This is a genomic window from Marinobacter halodurans (assembly GCF_004327985.1).
Lineage (GTDB): Bacteria > Pseudomonadota > Gammaproteobacteria > Pseudomonadales > Oleiphilaceae > Marinobacter_A > Marinobacter_A halodurans.
Window position 1 is genome coordinate 1 of sequence record NZ_SJDL01000033.1, and the last position, 17,012, is coordinate 17,012.

Genomic DNA, 17,012 nt, shown 5'->3' on the forward strand with positions numbered 1-17,012 from the left:
ATCTCGCTGCGGAGCCTGGCGTTTATCCCGTGGGATCATGGGCATTTCTTCCGGATTCTGAGTGAAACAGGGCGATTTATGCTGGATATTATACTTTGAAACAAAGCCAACTCATTGTCTTTATTTCAGTTTTTCTTTTGCAGGGCCGACTACCTACCAGTATGACGCCAGAAACCGATTGGTCAGCGTCGACGGCGGCGATACGGCAGAGTACGGATACAACGCCATGGGCGCGCGGGCGTTCAAGCGAACCCAGGAAACCTATCAGATTAGCGCAGACCTCAACCAGGATGGCCGTAAATCCGTTGCGGATTTGTTGACACTGCTGGAGATCATTCATCACAGAGAATCGCCGGTTCGAGCCGACCTTAACCAGGATGGCAAGGTGAACCATCGGGACATTTCCTGCATGGCCACGCATCTCACCCATAACTGGTTCCTTGAGCGGTTTCTGCATTGCCGGTTTGGTCAACAGATTGAAACCGTGACCAAAACTCGCTTCGTCTATGACGGTGCAAGCCTGATGGGGGAATACGACGATCAAGGGAACGCCCGCCAGGAAATTGTCTGGGCAGGAAGCAAGCCGGTTGGTCTGCTTGAAGACGGTGAGCTCTATTACGTCAGCTCAAACCAGATTGATGCGCCTGTAGCCATAACGGATCAGTCTGGTGAGCTTTTGTGGCAATGGGATTTACGTCCTTTCGGGGATAGTTTGCCAGACGAAGATGTCGATGGAGATGGTCGCGATCTTAAATTTAATCTGCGTTTCCCAGGTCAATACTGGGATAACGAAAGAGGGCTCTATTACAATTACTATAGGGATTACGATCCATCTATAGGTAGACTCGTACAAAGTGATCCTATTGGATTGCGGGGCGGTATCAATACCTACGTTTATGTTGGCGGGAACCCGATCAACTATATCGATTCCTATGGCAAATCAGCTACTGCTGTGGTTGGTGGGTGGATTGGCACGGATACAGCGATTCCCGATCCTACTGATGTAGCTTGGCCTAAGTGGTTGGGTTATGGTGCAGCGCTTGGTGGGGCGGCACTAGTAGATTGGTTGATATACAACAACGAAGATATTTCTGAGGATAATGAGTGGTGTCCGGGCTCGGATGAGGTTCCAGAATTGGATTGGAACGATCCATCTAAGCCTCCAATCAGTCCTGACGGTGCTGAATGGCCATGGAGGGGGCCAGACGCCCCTGGTGGTAAAAGAGGTGGCTATGTTAATCCCGATAATCCGGATGTGAGCGTTCATCCGGATTTAGATCATGCGCCGCCGGTAGGTCCTCATTGGGATTATACAGATCGTAAGAAGGGCGGAGCCCGAGTTTATCCTGACGGAAGTGTTAAGCCGAAATGACCAATATTTCAAAGCATGAATTGGACGCCCGCGCATTAGACTGGATCAGGGAATCCTTGTCCGTTAATACGGGTCTTTCAGGTGCTTTACTTGAGAATGTTCCTCTAGATCACGGGGAAGTCTGGGCTTATGCTCCGGAAGATGTGGATTCTCAAAAGCTTTATGACTTCTCCTCTGGTGGCTTGATAAAAAATGGTATAGGTGGTGCAAAAAAAATATATAAAGGTGATGCCTTCTATTCGGTAAAGGCTAAAGGTAGTTGTGGAAGCTTGCTGACTTTATATGTTAAAGGGTTATTCGAGGGAAAGGTTATAAAAACATGTATTTTCGAAGATGTAATGGCTAGGCCCAGTGATCCCGACATAATCGGCCGACTCTCTGAGTCGGCCTTCTCTATTGGCGAAGAAGTGTATCATGCGATTTCAGGTGATAGCTTTCGGTTAGAGAAGGTGCAGGAAATTGTTACTGCTGTTAATGAAAGCTGGCATTTTCTTTGTGCAGGATTTGGTAGGGATTTCGACCCAAAGAAGGCTAGCTTTAGAGAATTTAAAAAGCTTGCTCTTGAATTGAAGGTATTAGTTGTAGGTGCCTATGATGGGGAAAGCTTCTTGGTTTGGGAAAACGAAAACTGCTATGCGGCTGGTTAGTGCCTGTGCTCAATTGGCTGTTATTTGGATTTTCAATATGATTTCGCGTCACTAGTCGCTTTCAGGCGTCGGTTGCTTCTAACTTGACTGGTGCAATTAGGTCTTAATTAATGAGTAAGAGCGCAATGCTGTTTTGCGCGATATTTAGCGCTATTTCGTTTGGCGCTGGATATTGGCTTGCTACATATAAGGCATCAAATTCCCGCGTATATGAGTTAAAACACACGGTAAGTCTGCAAGTATCACCTGATAATGAAGGAGTGTTGCCAAAGGGCTCAAAATTATATTTGTATAGGGAGCTTCCAGAAATTACGACATACTATGTTTATGTGAATTAAAAGGAAAGAGACTTGGTCGTCAGGGATGATGGTGGCGATGGGTTAATTGATCCTATCACTGCCTATCCTACTGACTGAAGAAGGTTTTCGGCGAGATCATCGTGTAGTGATCATCAAAAGATGAGCAGCAAACATTTCATGCCAAGAGATAGACAGCTTAACGGTCTGATCACCTCTTTTGCATTGGCTACCACCTATCTGCTGGCGGCTATCGCGGGAACATGGTGGCTCGATGGCGACCTGCTGCGTGGCGCAATAGCTATTGCTGTATTGGGTATGTTAGCTCTGAATGCAGGCTTAAAAATAGTCAGAGGAAATGGTAGTTACGTCTGGTTTGCAGGGCGTTTGTGTTCCCTCTCTTGGCGGGGCTTTTAGGTTTTGCATACGGCTTTCTGAGGTAGCTTGGCTGAGTCGGGGCCCAGGACGTTGTGCATATGTGCTGCTGTCCCTGATGGCTAGGACCGACGAGGAAGAGCTGGCGTTAGGCTGGAGCCGAGCATGCGCTGGATGAAAATGGCGAGGCGAGTCCGGAGGTGCGGGCGGCTCAGGCGTGAAAATGTGTTTGAAATGAAAGAGGCCGGCGGGGAAACCTGCCGGCCTCTTTGGTTGGGGAGTCTGTAGCCGACGCTTCGGAGGGCCCGTCAGGGCCCCAGTGTCGGCATATCGGCCGTCCCGAAGGACGGCTCGGAAGCTAAAGCGTCCGCTACATGGCGGGTACCTTATGGGCTCAAGCCGGTCCGTCGGACTCCGCCGGTGCTTTTGACGCCGTGGCCTGTTCGGCGCTTCCCGGAGCCCCCGCCAACGCCCGGTACAGGTTCACCATCGCCAGCACCGACGCGGTCCGGCCCTGTTCCAGGGCGTTCTCGCTGTCCAGTTGCTCGCGCTCGGCATCCAGCACCTCGAAGTACCCGATATAACCCTGCTCATAGCGCGTGCGAGCCAGCTGCGCGGCATCCCTGGCGGCGTCCGCGCTGGCGGCCAGTCGCTGGGTCCGCTGCTGGGCGCGTTGGTAGCGCACCAGGCGGTTCTCGGTTTCTTCCAGGGCGTCCAGGATGACCTGTCGGTAGTTCGCCAGGGCCGCCTGGGCATCCGCATCGGCTGCATCGATCCGGGAACGGACCCGGCCGAAGTTCAGGAATGACCAGTCGATGCCGAGGCCAATGGAGCGAGATTCCGCCGAGCCGGTGAACAGGTTACCGCTGTCCAGGGCGACGGAGCCGATCAGCGCGTTCAGACTGAAGTGCGGATACAGGTCCGCCGTGGCGACCCCGATATCCGCCGTGGCGGCGGCCAGTTGGCGTTCCGCGACGCGGATATCCGGGCGTCGGCGCAGGACGTCTCCGGGCGTGCCCGGCGGAATCACCGGCAACGCGGTCGGCAACGGTTCCGGCGCCGACAGTCGCGGGATCAGCTCGCCCGGTGCTCGTCCCGTCAGCACGGCAATCCGGTGCATCTGCACACGCACGTCCGCTTCCAGTTGGGGCAGGGCGGCGCGGGTGCGCTCCAGTTGCGCCTCGGCGCGGCGGACGTCAAACCGGGTGCTGCGTCCCGCGTCCAGGCGTGAACGTACGATGTCGAGGGAATCCCGCTGGATCTGGACGTTGCCCCGGGCCACCGACAGCTGCTGTTGCAGCCCGCGCAGCTCGAAGTAGCTGGCGGCGATCTCTCCGGCCAGGGACACCTTCAGCGCGTTCACCTCTGAGCCGGCGGCCTGCAGGCGGGCCACTTCGGCTTCGCTGGCGCGCCGCAGCTGACCGAACAGGTCCAGCTCCCAACTGGCGTTGGCGTTCACCTCGTAGAGGTCGATGTTGGCGTCGGAGCTGCCCGAACGCTCGGCAACGGCCAGGTGCTGTGACGCCGCCGAAGCGCTCGCCCCGATCTCGGGCAACCGCTCGGCCTTGCTGCCGCGGACCAGGGCATCGGCACGCTGGTAGCGGGCCAGGGCGGCCTGCAGGCTCGGGTTGTCGGTCAGGACATCCTGGATCAGCGACGCCAGCAGGGGATCGTCAAAGCCACCCCAGAAGCGGGCCTCGTCGGCCGCGGAGAAGGCGGCCGTGCTGTCGGATTCCGTGAATTGCTCCGGCGCCTGCACATCCGGCGCCTGATAGTCGGGGCCGACGGCGCACCCTGCCAGCAGCAGGGGCGCCAGGGCCAGGAAACGTTTACGCATGGTGGTCTCCGGTCTGGTGAGTCAGGGCAGGCGGTTCAACGGCCAGCGACTTGCCACTGAGCAGGCGCAGGCCCACGTAGAACACCGGGGTCAGCAGCAGGCCGAACAGGGTCACGCCGATCATGCCGCTGAACACGGTAATGCCCATGGCGTTGCGCACTTCGCTGCCGGCGCCGGAGGCCAGCACCAGCGGCACCACGCCGGCGATGAAGGCCACCGAGGTCATGATGATCGGGCGCAGCCGCAGGCGGCAGGCTTCGAGCGCGGCGCTGATGGTGTCCATGCCTTCCATCTCCTTCTCGCGGGCGAATTCCACGATCAGGATGGCGTTCTTGCAGGCCAGTCCCATCAGGACGACCAGTCCCACCTGGACGAACACGTTGTTGTCACCGCCGGTGAGCCAGACGCCGAACAGCGCGGCGAGCAGACACATGGGCACGATCAGGATGACCGCCAGCGGCAGCACCCAGCTCTCGTAGAGTGCTGCCAGCACCAGGAACACCAGCAGGACGGCGAGCGGGAAGACGATCATCGCCGCGTTGCCCTGGGTAATCTGCTGGAAGCTCAGGTCCGTCCACTGGATGTCCATGCCCCGGGGCAGCGTTTTCGCGGCGACCTCGGCGACCTTCTCCAGCGTCTCGCCGGAGGACAGGATCGACGGGTCGGACTGGCCGATCAGGTCCGCCGCCGGGTAGCCGTTGTAGCGGATGACCGGATCCGGACCGTAGCTGCGCTTGAGGGTGACCATGGAACTGAGCGGCACCATCTCATTGCGGTCGTTGCGCACGAACAGGTGCTCCAGGTCGCTGACGTCGTCCCGGTAGGGCGCGTCCGCCTGGGCCACCACGCGATACGTGCGGCCGAACAGGTTGAAGTCGTTCAGGTACAGCGAGCCGAAGTAGAACTGCAGCGTGCCGTAGAGTTCGTCCAGACTGACACCCTGTGCCTTGGCCTGGCGCCGGTCCACGTCCGCATCCAGCTGCGGTACGTTGGCCTGGTAGGAGCTGAACGGATAGCTCAGTCCGGTCTGTTGGCTGAGGGTGCCGGCGAGCTGGTTGGTGGCGTTCTGCAGTGCGCCGTAGCCCGCGCCGTTACGATCCTGCACGTACAGCGAGTACCCCGACCCTGCGCCCAGACCGAAGATCGGCGGCGGCATGAAGGTCACGGCAAAGCCTTCCTTGATGCCCGCCAGCTTGGCGTTGATCTCGCCGGCGATCTGCTGCGCGGTCTTGTCCCGCTTGTCGAAGTCGTCGAACAGGATGAACACCGTGCCGATGTTGGGCGTGTTGGTGCCCTGCAGCGCGTTGAAGCCGACGAAGGCCGCCGCGTAGGACACGCCGTCGGTGTCCATGGCAATGTCGCTCACTTTACGGGCCACGTCTTCGGTGCGGTCCAGCGACGCGCCTTCCGGCAGGCGGATACTGCCCACCAGGTAGGTCTTGTCCTGGGTGGGGATGAACCCGCCGGGCACTTGGTTGAACAGGTAGAAGGTACCGCCCAGCATCGCCACGTAGATCAGGAACACCAAGCCGCGGGTACGCAGGCTGCGCTTCACGAAGCCCTGGTAGCCGTGGGCACTCCGATCGAAGAAGCGGTTGAACGGCCGGAACAGCCAGCCGAACAGGCGGTCGATCAGGCGAGCCGGGAGATCCTTGGGCGCGCCGCGGCTTTTCAGCAGCGTGGCGGCCAGCGCCGGCGACAGGGTCAGCGAGTTGATCGCGGAGATCACGGTCGCAATGGCGATGGAAGCGGCAAACTGGCGGTAGAACTGGCCGGTGATGCCGTCCAGGAACGCCATGGGGACGAACACCGCACACAGCACCAGGCAAATCGCCACGATCGGCCCGCTCACCTCGCGCATGGCCTGGTGGGCCGCGGCGATGGGCTTGAGGCCTTCCTCGATGTTCCGCTCGACGTTTTCCACCACCACGATGGCGTCATCCACCACGATACCGATGGCCAGCACCATGCCGAACAGGGTCAGGGTGTTGATGGAGAAGCCCAGCACCGACAGCACCGCGAACGTCCCGATGATCGACACCGGCACGGCCAGCAGTGGAATCAGCGACGCGCGCCAGGTCTGCAGGAACAGGATGACCACCAGCACGACGAGGCCGACCGCTTCCAGCAGGGTGGAGATGACCGCTTCGATGGAGCTGCTGACGAACACGGTCGGGTCATAGGCCACTTCCCAGGTCAGGCCCTTGGGGAAGTTGTCGTCCAGTTCGGCCATTTTGGCCCGCACGGCGGCGGACACTTCCAGGGAGTTGGAACCCGGCGACTGGAAGATCGGCAGCGCCACCGCCTGCTTGCCGTTCAGCAGCGCCCGCAGGGAATCCTGGGAGGCGGCGAGTTCGGCCCGGCCGATGTCACGCAGTCGCACGACGCGGCCGTCATCGTCGGTCTTGATGACGATGTTCTCGAATTCGTCGGCGGTTTTCAGGCGCCCATGGGCGTTGATGGAGATCAGGAAGTCGTTCTTGCCCGGCATCGGCTGGGCACCGATCTGGCCGGCGGACACCTGGATGTTCTGCTCGCGCACCGCCTTGGCGACATCGCTGGCGGTGATGTTGTGGGCGGCGGCCCGCTGCGGGTCGATCCACAGGCGCATGGCGTAGTCGCCCGCGCCAAACAGGCCGGCTTCGCCGACGCCGGGAATCCGGGCCAGCTCGTCACGGATGTGCAGCACCGCGTAGTTGCGGATGTAGGTCGCATCGAAGGTGTTGTCCGGCGACAGCAGGTGCACCGCCATCATCAGGTTGGGCGACTGCTTCTTGGTGGTCACGCCCTGGCGACGCACGTCTTCGGGAAGCCGGGGCAGGGCCTGGGTCACCCGGTTCTGCACCTGCACCTGGGCCCGGTCCGGATCGGTGCCGAGCTTGAAGGTGACGGTCAGGGACAGGGTGCCGTCACTGCCGGCGACGGATTTCATGTAGATCATGTCTTCCACGCCGTTGATGGATTCCTCCAGCGGCGTGGCGACGGTCTCGGAGATCGTCTTGGGGTTGGCGCCCGGGTAACGGGCGGTGACCTGGACGCTGGGCGGCACCACATCCGGGTACTCGCTCACCGGCAGGCCGGGAATGCTGATCAACCCCACTACGAAGATGATGATGGACAACACCGACGCAAAGATCGGCCTGTCCACGAAGAAGCGGGAAATATTCATGCAAAGTCTCCCTGGGCCCACCCTCAAAGAGGGCAGGCCAGTTCCTGTTCAGTTACGGAAAGTCGGGGTATTACTGGGCGCTGGCGACCTGTGCCTGCTTGCGCTGGTCTGGCCGCATGGCCACCTGTTCCGGGGCGACGGGCATGCCCGGCATCAGGATTTTCTGCAGGCCGTTGACCACCACGCGCTCGCCGGGCTTGAGGCCATCCTCGATGACCAGCATGCCGTCTGAACTCCGGCCCGGCTCGACGTAGCGGCGACTGGCCGTGTTGTCATCGCCCACCACATAGACGTAGCGACGATCCTGGTCGGCCATCACCGCTTTCTGGTCCACCAGCAGGGCCTGGCTCAGGTCGGCCACCGGCATCTGTACCCGGGCGAACTGGCCTGGACGGAACTGACCGTCCGGGTTGGCCATCACGGCTCGGTATTGCAGGGTGCCGGTGCTGGCGTCCAACTGGTTATCCACGAAGTCGAGGGTGGCGGTGTGGTCGAACCCCGGTTCGCCTGCGAGGCTGACCTTGACCTGCGGCGGGGTGTCGCCATCCAGCCGGCCCAGGTTGTTCAGGGCGGTCTGTTCGTCGGTTTCGAAGTACACGTACATCGGATCCACGGAGACGACGCGGGTCAGCAGGGTCTGGTCACTGGTGGCCAGGTTGCCCCGGGTGACGTACGCCCGGCTCACTCGACCGTCAATCGGCGCGCGGATGTGGGTGTATTCGAGATCCAGCTTCGCGCTATCCAAAGCCGCCCGGGCGGCATCCACATTGGAGCGGGCTTCGGCCAGGGCGGCCTGGCGCTGGTCGAACTCCTCCCGGGAGATGGCGTGGCCATCCAGCAGGTGCAGGGCGCGATCGGCTTCGCTCTTCGCCAGCTTCAGCTGGCTTTGGGCTCGGCCGAGATCCGCGTTGGCGGCGTTCACGCGTGCCTGGTAGGGGCGGGGATCGATCTGGAACAGCAGGTCACCCTGCTTGACCATTTCCCCTTCCGCAAAGGCGACCTTGTCGATGTAACCGCTGACCCGGGGGCGTAAGTCCACGCTTTCCGGTGCGGCGATGCGGCCGGTAAATCCGTCCCACAGGGTGATGGGCGCCGGCTCCACCTGGGCCACGTCGACGGCGGGTGGCGGCGGTGTCGCGGCGGCTTCCTCGCTGTGGGCATCGCAGCCGGCCAGTCCAAAGGTCACCATAAGGATGACAAGCAGCGTCAGGCCGGTAATACGGGCTCCTTCTTTAAATGAGTCCATCAGGTGTTCTCTCCTGGTGTATGGATGTTTTCCAGCAAACGTCGCGGGTTGGCACAGACTGAGTCTCCCGGGCCTGTCCTTTATGGAATGGGGCCACTACTGGCAGGGACAGTGTTCGGGAACTCCATCGAAGATGTAGAGCTACTTTAGGGGCTGGGGCCTGAAAAGGGGTATCCAGTTTCTGCGAAGTGCTTGCCTAATTCTGTATGGGCTATTGTTGAGTACCTGAAATTCGCTACCGGGCCGCTTTGGCGAAGCGGCGCCCCAGCGCACTCTGGCCGGACTCCGGGATCGTCGGCATGACGCCTGGGATGCACAATTTTGCACGCAGGTGTCAGTTTTTTCTGGCTTCCGGTGGGTCGTATAATGCCTGCTCTGGCGATTGACGGATTCTGGAGGATCCGGCTAGTAATCTGGAGGATTAGGCATACGGAAGTTGAGGTTTGCCCATTCCTGTTGGGTGGTTGCCTATTTCTGCGAATCTCGGTCACTATTTACTCACAGTTCCGGGCGGCTGAGTATACTGGTTGGCGTTTTGGTGATGCCATCGACCGGCAGGAGAATGCACCGTGCCCGATACCGATCTTTCCACACCGGTCCAGGATCAGAACCTGGACTTTTCCCTGAATGCGACCACCACCGTCGATCCCGAGCTTGAGCGATTGCGCCTGAAGCTGGCCGACAACATCATGCGGGCCACGCCGGTGGACCGGCAGCTCCGCAGCACCGCGATTCCGGGCCTCGACGTTGTCGGTTCGGACTCGTCGACCAGCTGTGTGTCATCGGTCTACGACCCGTCCCTGGCGTTCATTGTCCAGGGCAGCAAGACCGTGAATTTCGGCGACCGGGAGCTGGTCTACGGCCCACTTTCCTACCTGGTGTCATCGGTTCATATGCCGGTGCTGGGGCGGGTGCTTCATGCCTCGAAGGAGGAGCCGTACCTGGCGATGAAGATCACCGTCGACCCGCAGGAGGTCAGTAACCTGGTCCTGGAAATGGGCAGTCAACTGCCGCTGGACGCCGCTGCGGAAACCTGCCCGGAAGCCAGTTGCGGCCTCTGCCTGGCGCGAATGGATCTGGGCATGCTGGACGCGGTGACCCGCCTGACCAGCCTGCTGGATACGCCGCAGGATATCGGCGTGCTGGCACCGCTGATTCGCCGTGAGATCATCTACCGGGCGCTGATCGGCGAGATGGGCGCGCGGATGCGCAAGTTCGCGGTGGCGGATTCCCAGGTCCACCGGGTTTCCCGGGTGATCGACCTGCTCAAGGATCGCTTTACCGAGAGCCTGCGGGTCAAGGATCTGGCCGAGGAGGTGAACATGAGCGAATCCGCCCTGTTCCATACTTTCAAACAGGTGACGCGGATGTCGCCGTTGCAGTTCCAGAAGAAGCTGCGCCTGCACGAGGCCCGGCGCCTGATGCTGTCCGAAGGACTGGAAGCGGCCACGGCCAGCTATCGGGTGGGTTATGAAAGCCCGTCCCACTTCAGTCGGGAATACAGCCGCCTGTTCGGCGCGCCGCCCCGCACGGATGTGGTCAAACTGCGCGGCGAGCAGCGGACAACGGCTCTGGCGTGAGACTTGCCCGCCCGCGGGATCATTTGATCCCGCGGGCCGGCCGGGGATCTATGCCTGGGAGGTTTCGATCCGGTCTTCCGCGATCTCCCGGAACGCATTGACCAGGGTCTCGGGTTCCTGGGCGCCGGAGATCAGGTAGCGCTGGTTGACGATAAAGGCCGGCACGGCGGTGACGCCGGCTTGCTGGTAGCGTTCTTCGTCGGCCCTGACGGCGACGCCATACTCGTCGGAATCCAGGATCTGCCGGGCCATTTCAGCGTCCAGCCCAACGGCCTCCACACAGCCTGTCAGCACCGCTTTGTCGGAGATGTTTTCCGCCTTGCCGAAGTAAGCCTCGAAGAACGCCAGCTTGAGCTCGGTCTGGCGACCCTGCTCCCGGGCCCACTTGAGCAGCCGGTGGGCGTCGAAGGTATTGCGGGAATAGCGTTGCTGCAGGCCGGCGAAATTCAGGCCAAGCCCTTCGGCGATGGTCATCATCTGGGCCTGGTTGGCCTCCATTTCCTCCGGGCTGCGGCCGTACTTCCGGCTCAGGTGTGCCAGGATGGGCTCCCCATCCAGGGCCATGTCGGGATTCAGTTCGAACGCGTGCCATTCGACGGTGAAATCCAGTTCGCCCGAAAGCTGGTCCATGGCCTGCTTCAGGCGTGCATAACCAATCGCACACCACGGACAGGCGACATCCGACACGATGTCGATCCGCAAGGTCTTCATGGTGTTACTCCTGAGGGTTGAGACATGTCAGTGCAAGGCGTCTTGTTCCGATGATACCGGTAAGCGCGTTCCTGTTCATCTTTTGACCGGGGGGCTTTCGTCCGGATCCAGCAGGCGTGGACCGCTGCCGTTCTCGCCCAGGGTGTCCGACGGGTTCCGTAACCGGCAGGCCTCCACCGACAGGCAGCCACAGCCGATGCAGTCGGTCAGCTGATCCCGCAGACGGGTGAGTTTGTCGATACGGTCGTCGAGGTCCGCGCGCCAGCGATTGGACAGTTGCTGCCAGTCCTCGGCCGTCACGGTGCGTCCTTCCGGCAGGGTTTCCAGGGCTCCGGCGATGTCCGACAGGGGGATACCCAGGCGCTGGGCCACCTTGATCACGGCGATGCGGCGCAGGATGTCCCGATGGTATCGGCGTTGGTTGCCGTTGGTACGCCAGCTGTGGATCAGCCCTTTCTGTTCATAGAAGTGCAGGGCGGAGACGGCCACCCCGCTGCGGCGGCTGACCTCGCCCACGCTCAGGGGCTGGTGACGATTGATCGATTTAATGGTCGACATAACAAGCCTTTATGAAGGTTTGGCTTTACCTCAAGTTTACTTGAGGTCCTAGGCTCCTTTCCAACCTGATGCGTTCAGGGACCTCGCAATGACAATGAAAGGAGCAAGGCAATGACGGCACCACTGCATATTGGCGTGATTATGGGAAGTGCCCGGGAAGGGCGGCTGTGCGATCGGGTCACAGCCTGGGTGGTCAGGACCCTGCAAGGGGAGAACGGCTTACGCGTCCAGGTGATCGACCCCCGGACCGCGTTACCCGCTGTCGAAAATCACCATGGCGATTCGACCATGACGGTAAAGCAGCGGCTCGCCGGGATGGACGGTTTCATCGTGGTGACGCCGGAATACAACCACAGCTTTCCGGCTGTCCTGAAGCAGTTGATCGACTCGGCCTACGACGAGTGGCAGACCCGGCCGGTCGGCTTCGTCAGCTATGGCGGCTTGTCCGGCGGCATCCGGGCCGTGGAACAATTACGCCAGGTGTTTGCCGAACTGCATGCGGTGACCCTGCGCGACGGCGTGGCCTTCGCCGACATCTGGCGCTGCTTCGACGATCACGGGGAACTCGTTGAACCGGGCCGGGCCGAGGCGGCGCTGCATCGGATGGCCTCGCGCCTGCGTTGGTGGGCCCGGGCTACCCGCGAAGCGCGCCTGGCGGAGCCCTACGAGCAGGCAGGCTGAGGATGTCCGGTGCGCGGTGAGCGACTGGGTTGAGAGGAGAGGACGTCGAGGATGGAAATCAGGCATTTCTACCGGGTGATCAGTGCAAAGGACTGGGGGAAAGCGTCCCGTCGGGGTGTGATCGAACCCTGCCGGGCAGACCGGCGGGTCGGCCTGATTCACCTCAATACCCGCGATATCGTGGAAACCGTCGCCACACGGCATTTCCGGGCCAGCGAGTTTCCGGTGGTGGTCGAGCTGGATGCAGTGCACTTCTGGGACGACCTGGAGTGGCATTCTCCGACAGCCGCAGCGCCGTGGCTGTATCCCATGTTGCGCCGGCCCTACCTCGACATGGGGTGGGTGACCGGTGTCCATCTGCTGCTTTACTCCGAGCGCGATGGCAAACCGGCCTTTGCCATGAAGCGCGAACAGGTGGAGTGGGCGCTGCGCCGATCGGCGGGTTAGCCCGGCGGGGTGCAGGTGTGTCGCCTGTTCCTGTATAACGGAAGGCGATATATTCGCCCTGCCTGATCCTTGCCAGAATAACGGGCTTTGTATCGGGGGATTGCGTCCAACGCCGCTCAGATGGCGACGACCCGGTTCCTCACGTGTCGAACGCGCCGTTGGACGGAGTTCGCTGTGCCTCCGGTCTGACGCATGCCGACCCTAGGGAAGTGCATGCAACACAAAGTCTGGATCGACTACCTCCGCGTCATCGCCATCCTGGCGGTGATTGCCATTCACGTCAGCACCGTCTTCTACAAGCAGTATGGCGTCATCAGCGACGTTGACTGGTGGTTTGCCAACCTGCTGGATGCGGCCAGCCGTTTCTCGGTGCCGCTGTTTGTGATGGCCTCCGGCGTCGTCCTGCTGGGCCGGGCTATCGCGCCGCCGGAATTCCTGCGCAAACGCGCCTGGCGCCTGCTGCCGCCGATCATCGTCTGGAACCTGGTCTACCTGGTGTTGGGGTATTTCCTGTGGAACCCGGACCACCGCTCGTTGCTGGCGCTGACCGGCACCATGATCCGGGCCGGTCACAGCTACGGGCATCTCTGGTACCTGACCATGTTCGCCTGCCTGATGCTGTTTGCGCCGTTCCTGAACCAGTACATCCGGGGGGAAAAGCCGGGGCTGGCGGAGTTCGCGGCACTGGCGGTGCTGTTCTTCCTGTTCGCCTGCCTGGATCAGGGCTCACTGCTGGTCAAGGCAGTGGCGGACTCGGACATCACCTGGTACGCCGTATTCCCACTCTACATCCTGTACTTCGTGGGCGGCTACGTGATCGACCGCTATCCGGAACGTTTCCGGTTTTCGCGCGGGACCCTGTGGGGCGTGGTGGTGGCGACCGTGCTGATCGGCGCCGGTCTGAATGCGGTGCTGTACCGGGGCTTCGGGATCCACGAGGATTTCCTGGTCCTGAACAACCTGGGTCCCCTGGTCATTCTCTGTACCTTCGCCATCTTTATCCTGCTGCGCCAACAGGCGGATCGCCTGAAGGCGCGCCCGGGAATCAGTGCCTGGTCGGATGCGTCTTTCGGCATCTACCTGATCCACCCGCTGATAATCTTCACCACCATGCCGCTGTCGCGTTACTTCGAGGGCATACTGTGGCTGTTCATGGTGCTGGACGTGGCGGTGGTGGCGGTGGTGTCGTTCGCGGTTATCCGACTGCTGCGACGGATGGCCTGGTTCCGGCAGATCTCCTGAAACCGCCGATCGGTCATGGCCTTATCCCGTCGCTATTCCCCTTTATAATGAGCGATCTGTCAGTTGGGCACGTATGACGGGATGTGCCGTTTCCCGGGAAAAGGATGTCTTATGTGCCGTGCCCCCTCTCATCGATTCCGGCCGGGTGGACCTGACGGCCATGGTGACTCGCCGTTTCCGCCTGGATGACATTGTCGACGCCGACGACCTGTTCTCGCACCAGCGCGATGGTGTCCTCAGGATCGCGATTACGCCCCGACGCGGGGGATCAGCCAAAGCCTCCCGAACGGACATGCCGGGAGGCCGCTCGCTACTCTAAACTCTCTGTTTTCCCGATAGTTGTCCCGTGGCCCATTTCTGCGCAGCGCAAAAATGCGCCATACTGAAAGCCTATATCGTCTTGCCGTGCGTATCGGATTCAATCGGTTAAATATTGCCGACGAGACGTCGATTTCAGGAATCAAGGGAGCATCCGTGAACCTGTCGGAAATCAAGGAACGTATCAGAGCCGCGGAAGAGTGGATCCTGGCCAACCCCAATCCACCCCGGCACTGGCCCTGGACCTGGCTTTACGGGACGGGGCGCACCGCCTATGCGGTGACCCGGGATGTGATCAACGGGCAATTGACGCTCCACGCCATGAGTCTGGTCTATACGACCCTGCTCAGCATCGTCCCGCTGCTGGCCCTGAGCTTTTCGGTGCTCAAGGCGCTGGACGTGCATCAGCGTATCCAGCCGCTGCTGTTCCAGTTTTTCGAACCCATGGGACCGCAGGGCATCGAAATGGCGGAGAAGATCCTCAGTTTCGTCGACAACATCAAGGTCGGGGTCCTGGGGTCGGTCGGGCTGGTGCTGCTGGTCTATACGGTGATTTCCCTGGTCCAGAAGACCGAGCGCTCGTTCAACATGATCTGGCGGGTGCCGCAGATGCGCTCGCTGGCCCAGCGCTTCAGCAACTACCTGAGCGTGATTACGGTCGGCCCCCTGCTGATCGTGTGTGCCATCGGCATCACCGCCACCATCTTCTCCTCCACCTATATCCAGGCGCTGATGGCCGTGGAGCCGCTGGGATCGCTGATCCTCTTTTTCAGCCGCTTCACGCCGTTCTTCCTGGTGGTGCTGGCCTTCACCTTCGTTTACATCTTCATCCCCAATACCCGTGTCAAGCTGCGCTATGCGGCCGTGGGCGGGCTGATCGCGGGGGTGGCCTGGCAGGCCGGGGGGATGCTTTTCGCCTCGTTTGTCGCGGGTTCGGCACGCTACGCGGCCATCTACTCCAGTTTTGCGATCGGCATCGTGCTGTTGATCTGGCTGTACCTGAACTGGCTCCTGCTGCTGATTGGTGCCAGTATTGTCTATTACCTGCAGAACCCCGGTGCTGTGTCCAAGCGGTACCGGGTGCGTTACTCACCGGAGTTACAGGAGCAGGTGGCCCTGGTGCTGATGTGGCTGGTGTGCAAACCGTTCAGTGAAGGCCGGAAGGCGCCCCAGCAAGAGACACTGGAGCAGCAGATGCGCGTGCCGGGAGAGGTCACCCGGCGGGTCAGCGACAAGCTGATCCGCGGTGGTCTGCTGAACCTGGCCGGCGCCGGTGGCGACTGCCTGGTCCCGGGCCGCGCGCTCGACCTGATCACCATCGACGATATCCTGCAGGTGGTGCGGGCCGATGAGGATCACCTCGCCCGGCGCCTGCCGCGGGTCCTGCCCAAGGAGCTCCACGCCCACTTCAGCCGCGATCCACGCACGATGTCTGAAGTCCTGCACCAGTCGCCTGCCGCGCAGGATCTGGAGTCGCGGACCTGACGGCGTTCAGGGATGGGGAGCCTCCCGCAGCATGCCAAGCAATGCGGTGCGGATCTTCACGAAAGTGGGTTCATCCAGTTGCAGGGCCCGCAACAGCTGCTCCTCCGGCAGGTTGCGCTGATGGGCATGGCGTAGTACCTCGCGGGTCCCCAGGATGATGCCGTCGTTGATGGGCGTGTGCGGCCCCCTGGGCGGCGGGCGCTCGGCGGTCATCAGGTAGGCCTGGTACTGCGGTGGCAGATCCCAGCGCGCCGACAGCAGGCGGGCCACATCCCATTCGTGGGTGCGCAGGGCCGTGCGGATGACGGAGGCTTCCGGCAGGCTGGCCTGATCCAGGGCGCGGTAGATGCGCGCGACTTCCCGGCGCAGTGTGATGTAGGCCAGTGCCGGTACCAGGCTGACCAGGAAAAAGGCGTTGCCATCGGCACCGCGGGAGCGGGCAATCAGTTCGGCGGCCCGGGCGCAGGCCAGGCCCCAGCGCCAGACCCGCTGCGTAAACAGGGCTTCGTGGTTGGACCGGGCGGTCATCATCGGGCGCATGACCGCGGCGGCGGCCACGCTGCGTACGCCATCCAGTCCCAGCAGGAAGATGGCGTGCTCCACGGACTCGATCGGCTGGTCGCTGGGCCGGAAAAACGGACTGTTGGCCACGTGCAGCAGTTGCTCGGTCAGGGACGGATCACCGAGGATGATCTCGGCCAACTGGTGGCGGCTGGTGTCTTCCGCGGAGAGGGCCCGCATGAGCATGGGCAGGACCGCGGGCTGGCGGGGCAGCTCCGTCAGATTGTCGTCATCCAGCTCCGACTGGAGCCGGGTGAGCACCATGGGTGCCTGGGGCGTATCCCGCGCCAGTTCGGCCGGTGAGGCGTTGAGCAGCCAGCAGAACAGGTGGCTCTCAAGGTGGATCAGGGCGCTGCGGGTCAGCTCCTCGTCAGCCGGGTCCGTACCAACCGGGTTCAGTAGCCCGCCTTTGCGGCGGGCCGGTTTCGCCGGGTCGGCAGTGTTTGGTTTAAACCATTGAAACAGGCGCCACATCCGTACGGCCTCA

At 61.3% G+C, this 17,012-nt stretch carries 14 protein-coding genes and 1 pseudogene; 9 read left to right on the forward strand and 6 right to left on the reverse strand.

Going from position 1 to position 17,012, the window contains the following annotated elements:
• Positions 1 to 61 precede the first annotated feature (61 nt).
• From EZI54_RS17730 to EZI54_RS17740, 3 genes are all read left to right on the forward strand, one after another.
• Complete coding sequence (locus tag EZI54_RS17730; RefSeq protein ID WP_131483222.1) at positions 62 to 1,372, forward strand: RHS repeat-associated core domain-containing protein; 1,311 nt, start codon at positions 62 to 64, stop codon at positions 1,370 to 1,372.
• Positions 1,369 to 2,019 carry a hypothetical protein gene (locus tag EZI54_RS17735; protein WP_131483223.1) on the forward strand — a complete coding sequence of 217 codons (651 nt, stop codon included), beginning with the start codon at positions 1,369 to 1,371 and terminating at the stop codon, positions 2,017 to 2,019. Before EZI54_RS17730 ends, EZI54_RS17735 begins: the two co-directional genes overlap by 4 nt.
• A 458-nt stretch (positions 2,020 to 2,477) precedes the next feature.
• Positions 2,478 to 2,732 (forward strand): hypothetical protein, encoded by a 255-nt coding sequence (locus tag EZI54_RS17740; RefSeq protein WP_131483224.1) that lies wholly within the window; start codon positions 2,478 to 2,480, stop codon positions 2,730 to 2,732.
• 352 nt (positions 2,733 to 3,084) lie between these two features.
• On the opposite strand, the gene EZI54_RS17745 is transcribed toward EZI54_RS17740, so the two are convergent.
• From EZI54_RS17745 to EZI54_RS17755, 3 genes are all read right to left on the reverse strand, one after another.
• Complete coding sequence (locus tag EZI54_RS17745) at positions 3,085 to 4,527, reverse strand: efflux transporter outer membrane subunit (protein WP_131483225.1); 1,443 nt, start codon at positions 4,525 to 4,527, stop codon at positions 3,085 to 3,087.
• Entirely contained in the window at positions 4,520 to 7,696 is a 3,177-nt protein-coding gene (locus tag EZI54_RS17750; RefSeq protein ID WP_131483226.1) for an efflux RND transporter permease subunit, read from the reverse strand. Before EZI54_RS17750 ends, EZI54_RS17745 begins: the two co-directional genes overlap by 8 nt.
• 70 nt (positions 7,697 to 7,766) lie before the next feature.
• Positions 7,767 to 8,942: an efflux RND transporter periplasmic adaptor subunit gene (locus tag EZI54_RS17755; protein WP_131483227.1), complete on the reverse strand. Its 1,176-nt coding sequence runs from the start codon at positions 8,940 to 8,942 to the stop codon at positions 7,767 to 7,769.
• Between the two features lie 689 nt (positions 8,943 to 9,631).
• On the opposite strand from EZI54_RS17755, the gene EZI54_RS17760 reads away from it, so the two are divergent.
• Positions 9,632 to 10,522 (forward strand): AraC family transcriptional regulator, encoded by an 891-nt coding sequence (locus tag EZI54_RS17760; RefSeq protein ID WP_131483273.1) that lies wholly within the window; start codon positions 9,632 to 9,634, stop codon positions 10,520 to 10,522.
• Positions 10,523 to 10,570: 48 nt separating this feature from the next.
• On the opposite strand, the gene EZI54_RS17765 is transcribed toward EZI54_RS17760, so the two are convergent.
• Positions 10,571 to 11,233: a DsbA family oxidoreductase gene (locus EZI54_RS17765; protein WP_131483228.1), complete on the reverse strand. Its 663-nt coding sequence runs from the start codon at positions 11,231 to 11,233 to the stop codon at positions 10,571 to 10,573.
• A 75-nt stretch (positions 11,234 to 11,308) separates the two neighbouring features.
• Positions 11,309 to 11,791: a redox-sensitive transcriptional activator SoxR gene (gene soxR / locus EZI54_RS17770; RefSeq protein WP_131483229.1), complete on the reverse strand. Its 483-nt coding sequence runs from the start codon at positions 11,789 to 11,791 to the stop codon at positions 11,309 to 11,311.
• A gap of 111 nt (positions 11,792 to 11,902) precedes the next feature.
• Here soxR and EZI54_RS17775 point away from each other — a divergent pair, with 111 nt between their 5' ends.
• The 5 genes and pseudogenes from EZI54_RS17775 to EZI54_RS17795 all read left to right on the forward strand — a co-directional run bounded on the left by EZI54_RS17775 (position 11,903) and on the right by EZI54_RS17795 (position 15,964).
• Positions 11,903 to 12,472 carry an NADPH-dependent FMN reductase gene (locus EZI54_RS17775; protein WP_131483230.1) on the forward strand — a complete coding sequence of 190 codons (570 nt, stop codon included), beginning with the start codon at positions 11,903 to 11,905 and terminating at the stop codon, positions 12,470 to 12,472.
• 51 nt (positions 12,473 to 12,523) lie between these two features.
• Entirely contained in the window at positions 12,524 to 12,919 is a 396-nt protein-coding gene (locus tag EZI54_RS17780; RefSeq protein WP_131483231.1) for a DUF952 domain-containing protein, read from the forward strand.
• A 213-nt stretch (positions 12,920 to 13,132) separates the two neighbouring features.
• Complete coding sequence (locus EZI54_RS17785; protein WP_165495789.1) at positions 13,133 to 14,161, forward strand: acyltransferase; 1,029 nt, start codon at positions 13,133 to 13,135, stop codon at positions 14,159 to 14,161.
• A gap of 127 nt (positions 14,162 to 14,288) precedes the next feature.
• Positions 14,289 to 14,417 (forward strand): annotated as a pseudogene (locus EZI54_RS25115) (NAD(P)-dependent alcohol dehydrogenase); the annotation flags it as partial.
• 218 nt (positions 14,418 to 14,635) lie between these two features.
• Positions 14,636 to 15,964, forward strand: coding sequence for a YihY/virulence factor BrkB family protein (locus EZI54_RS17795; protein ID WP_131483233.1), 1,329 nt, complete (start codon positions 14,636 to 14,638; stop codon positions 15,962 to 15,964).
• A 6-nt stretch (positions 15,965 to 15,970) separates the two neighbouring features.
• Here EZI54_RS17795 and EZI54_RS17800 read toward each other — a convergent pair whose 3' ends face one another.
• On the reverse strand, positions 15,971 to 16,999 hold the full coding sequence (locus EZI54_RS17800) for an HDOD domain-containing protein (RefSeq protein WP_131483234.1): 1,029 nt from the start codon (positions 16,997 to 16,999) through the stop codon (positions 15,971 to 15,973).
• Positions 17,000 to 17,012 lie beyond the last annotated feature (13 nt).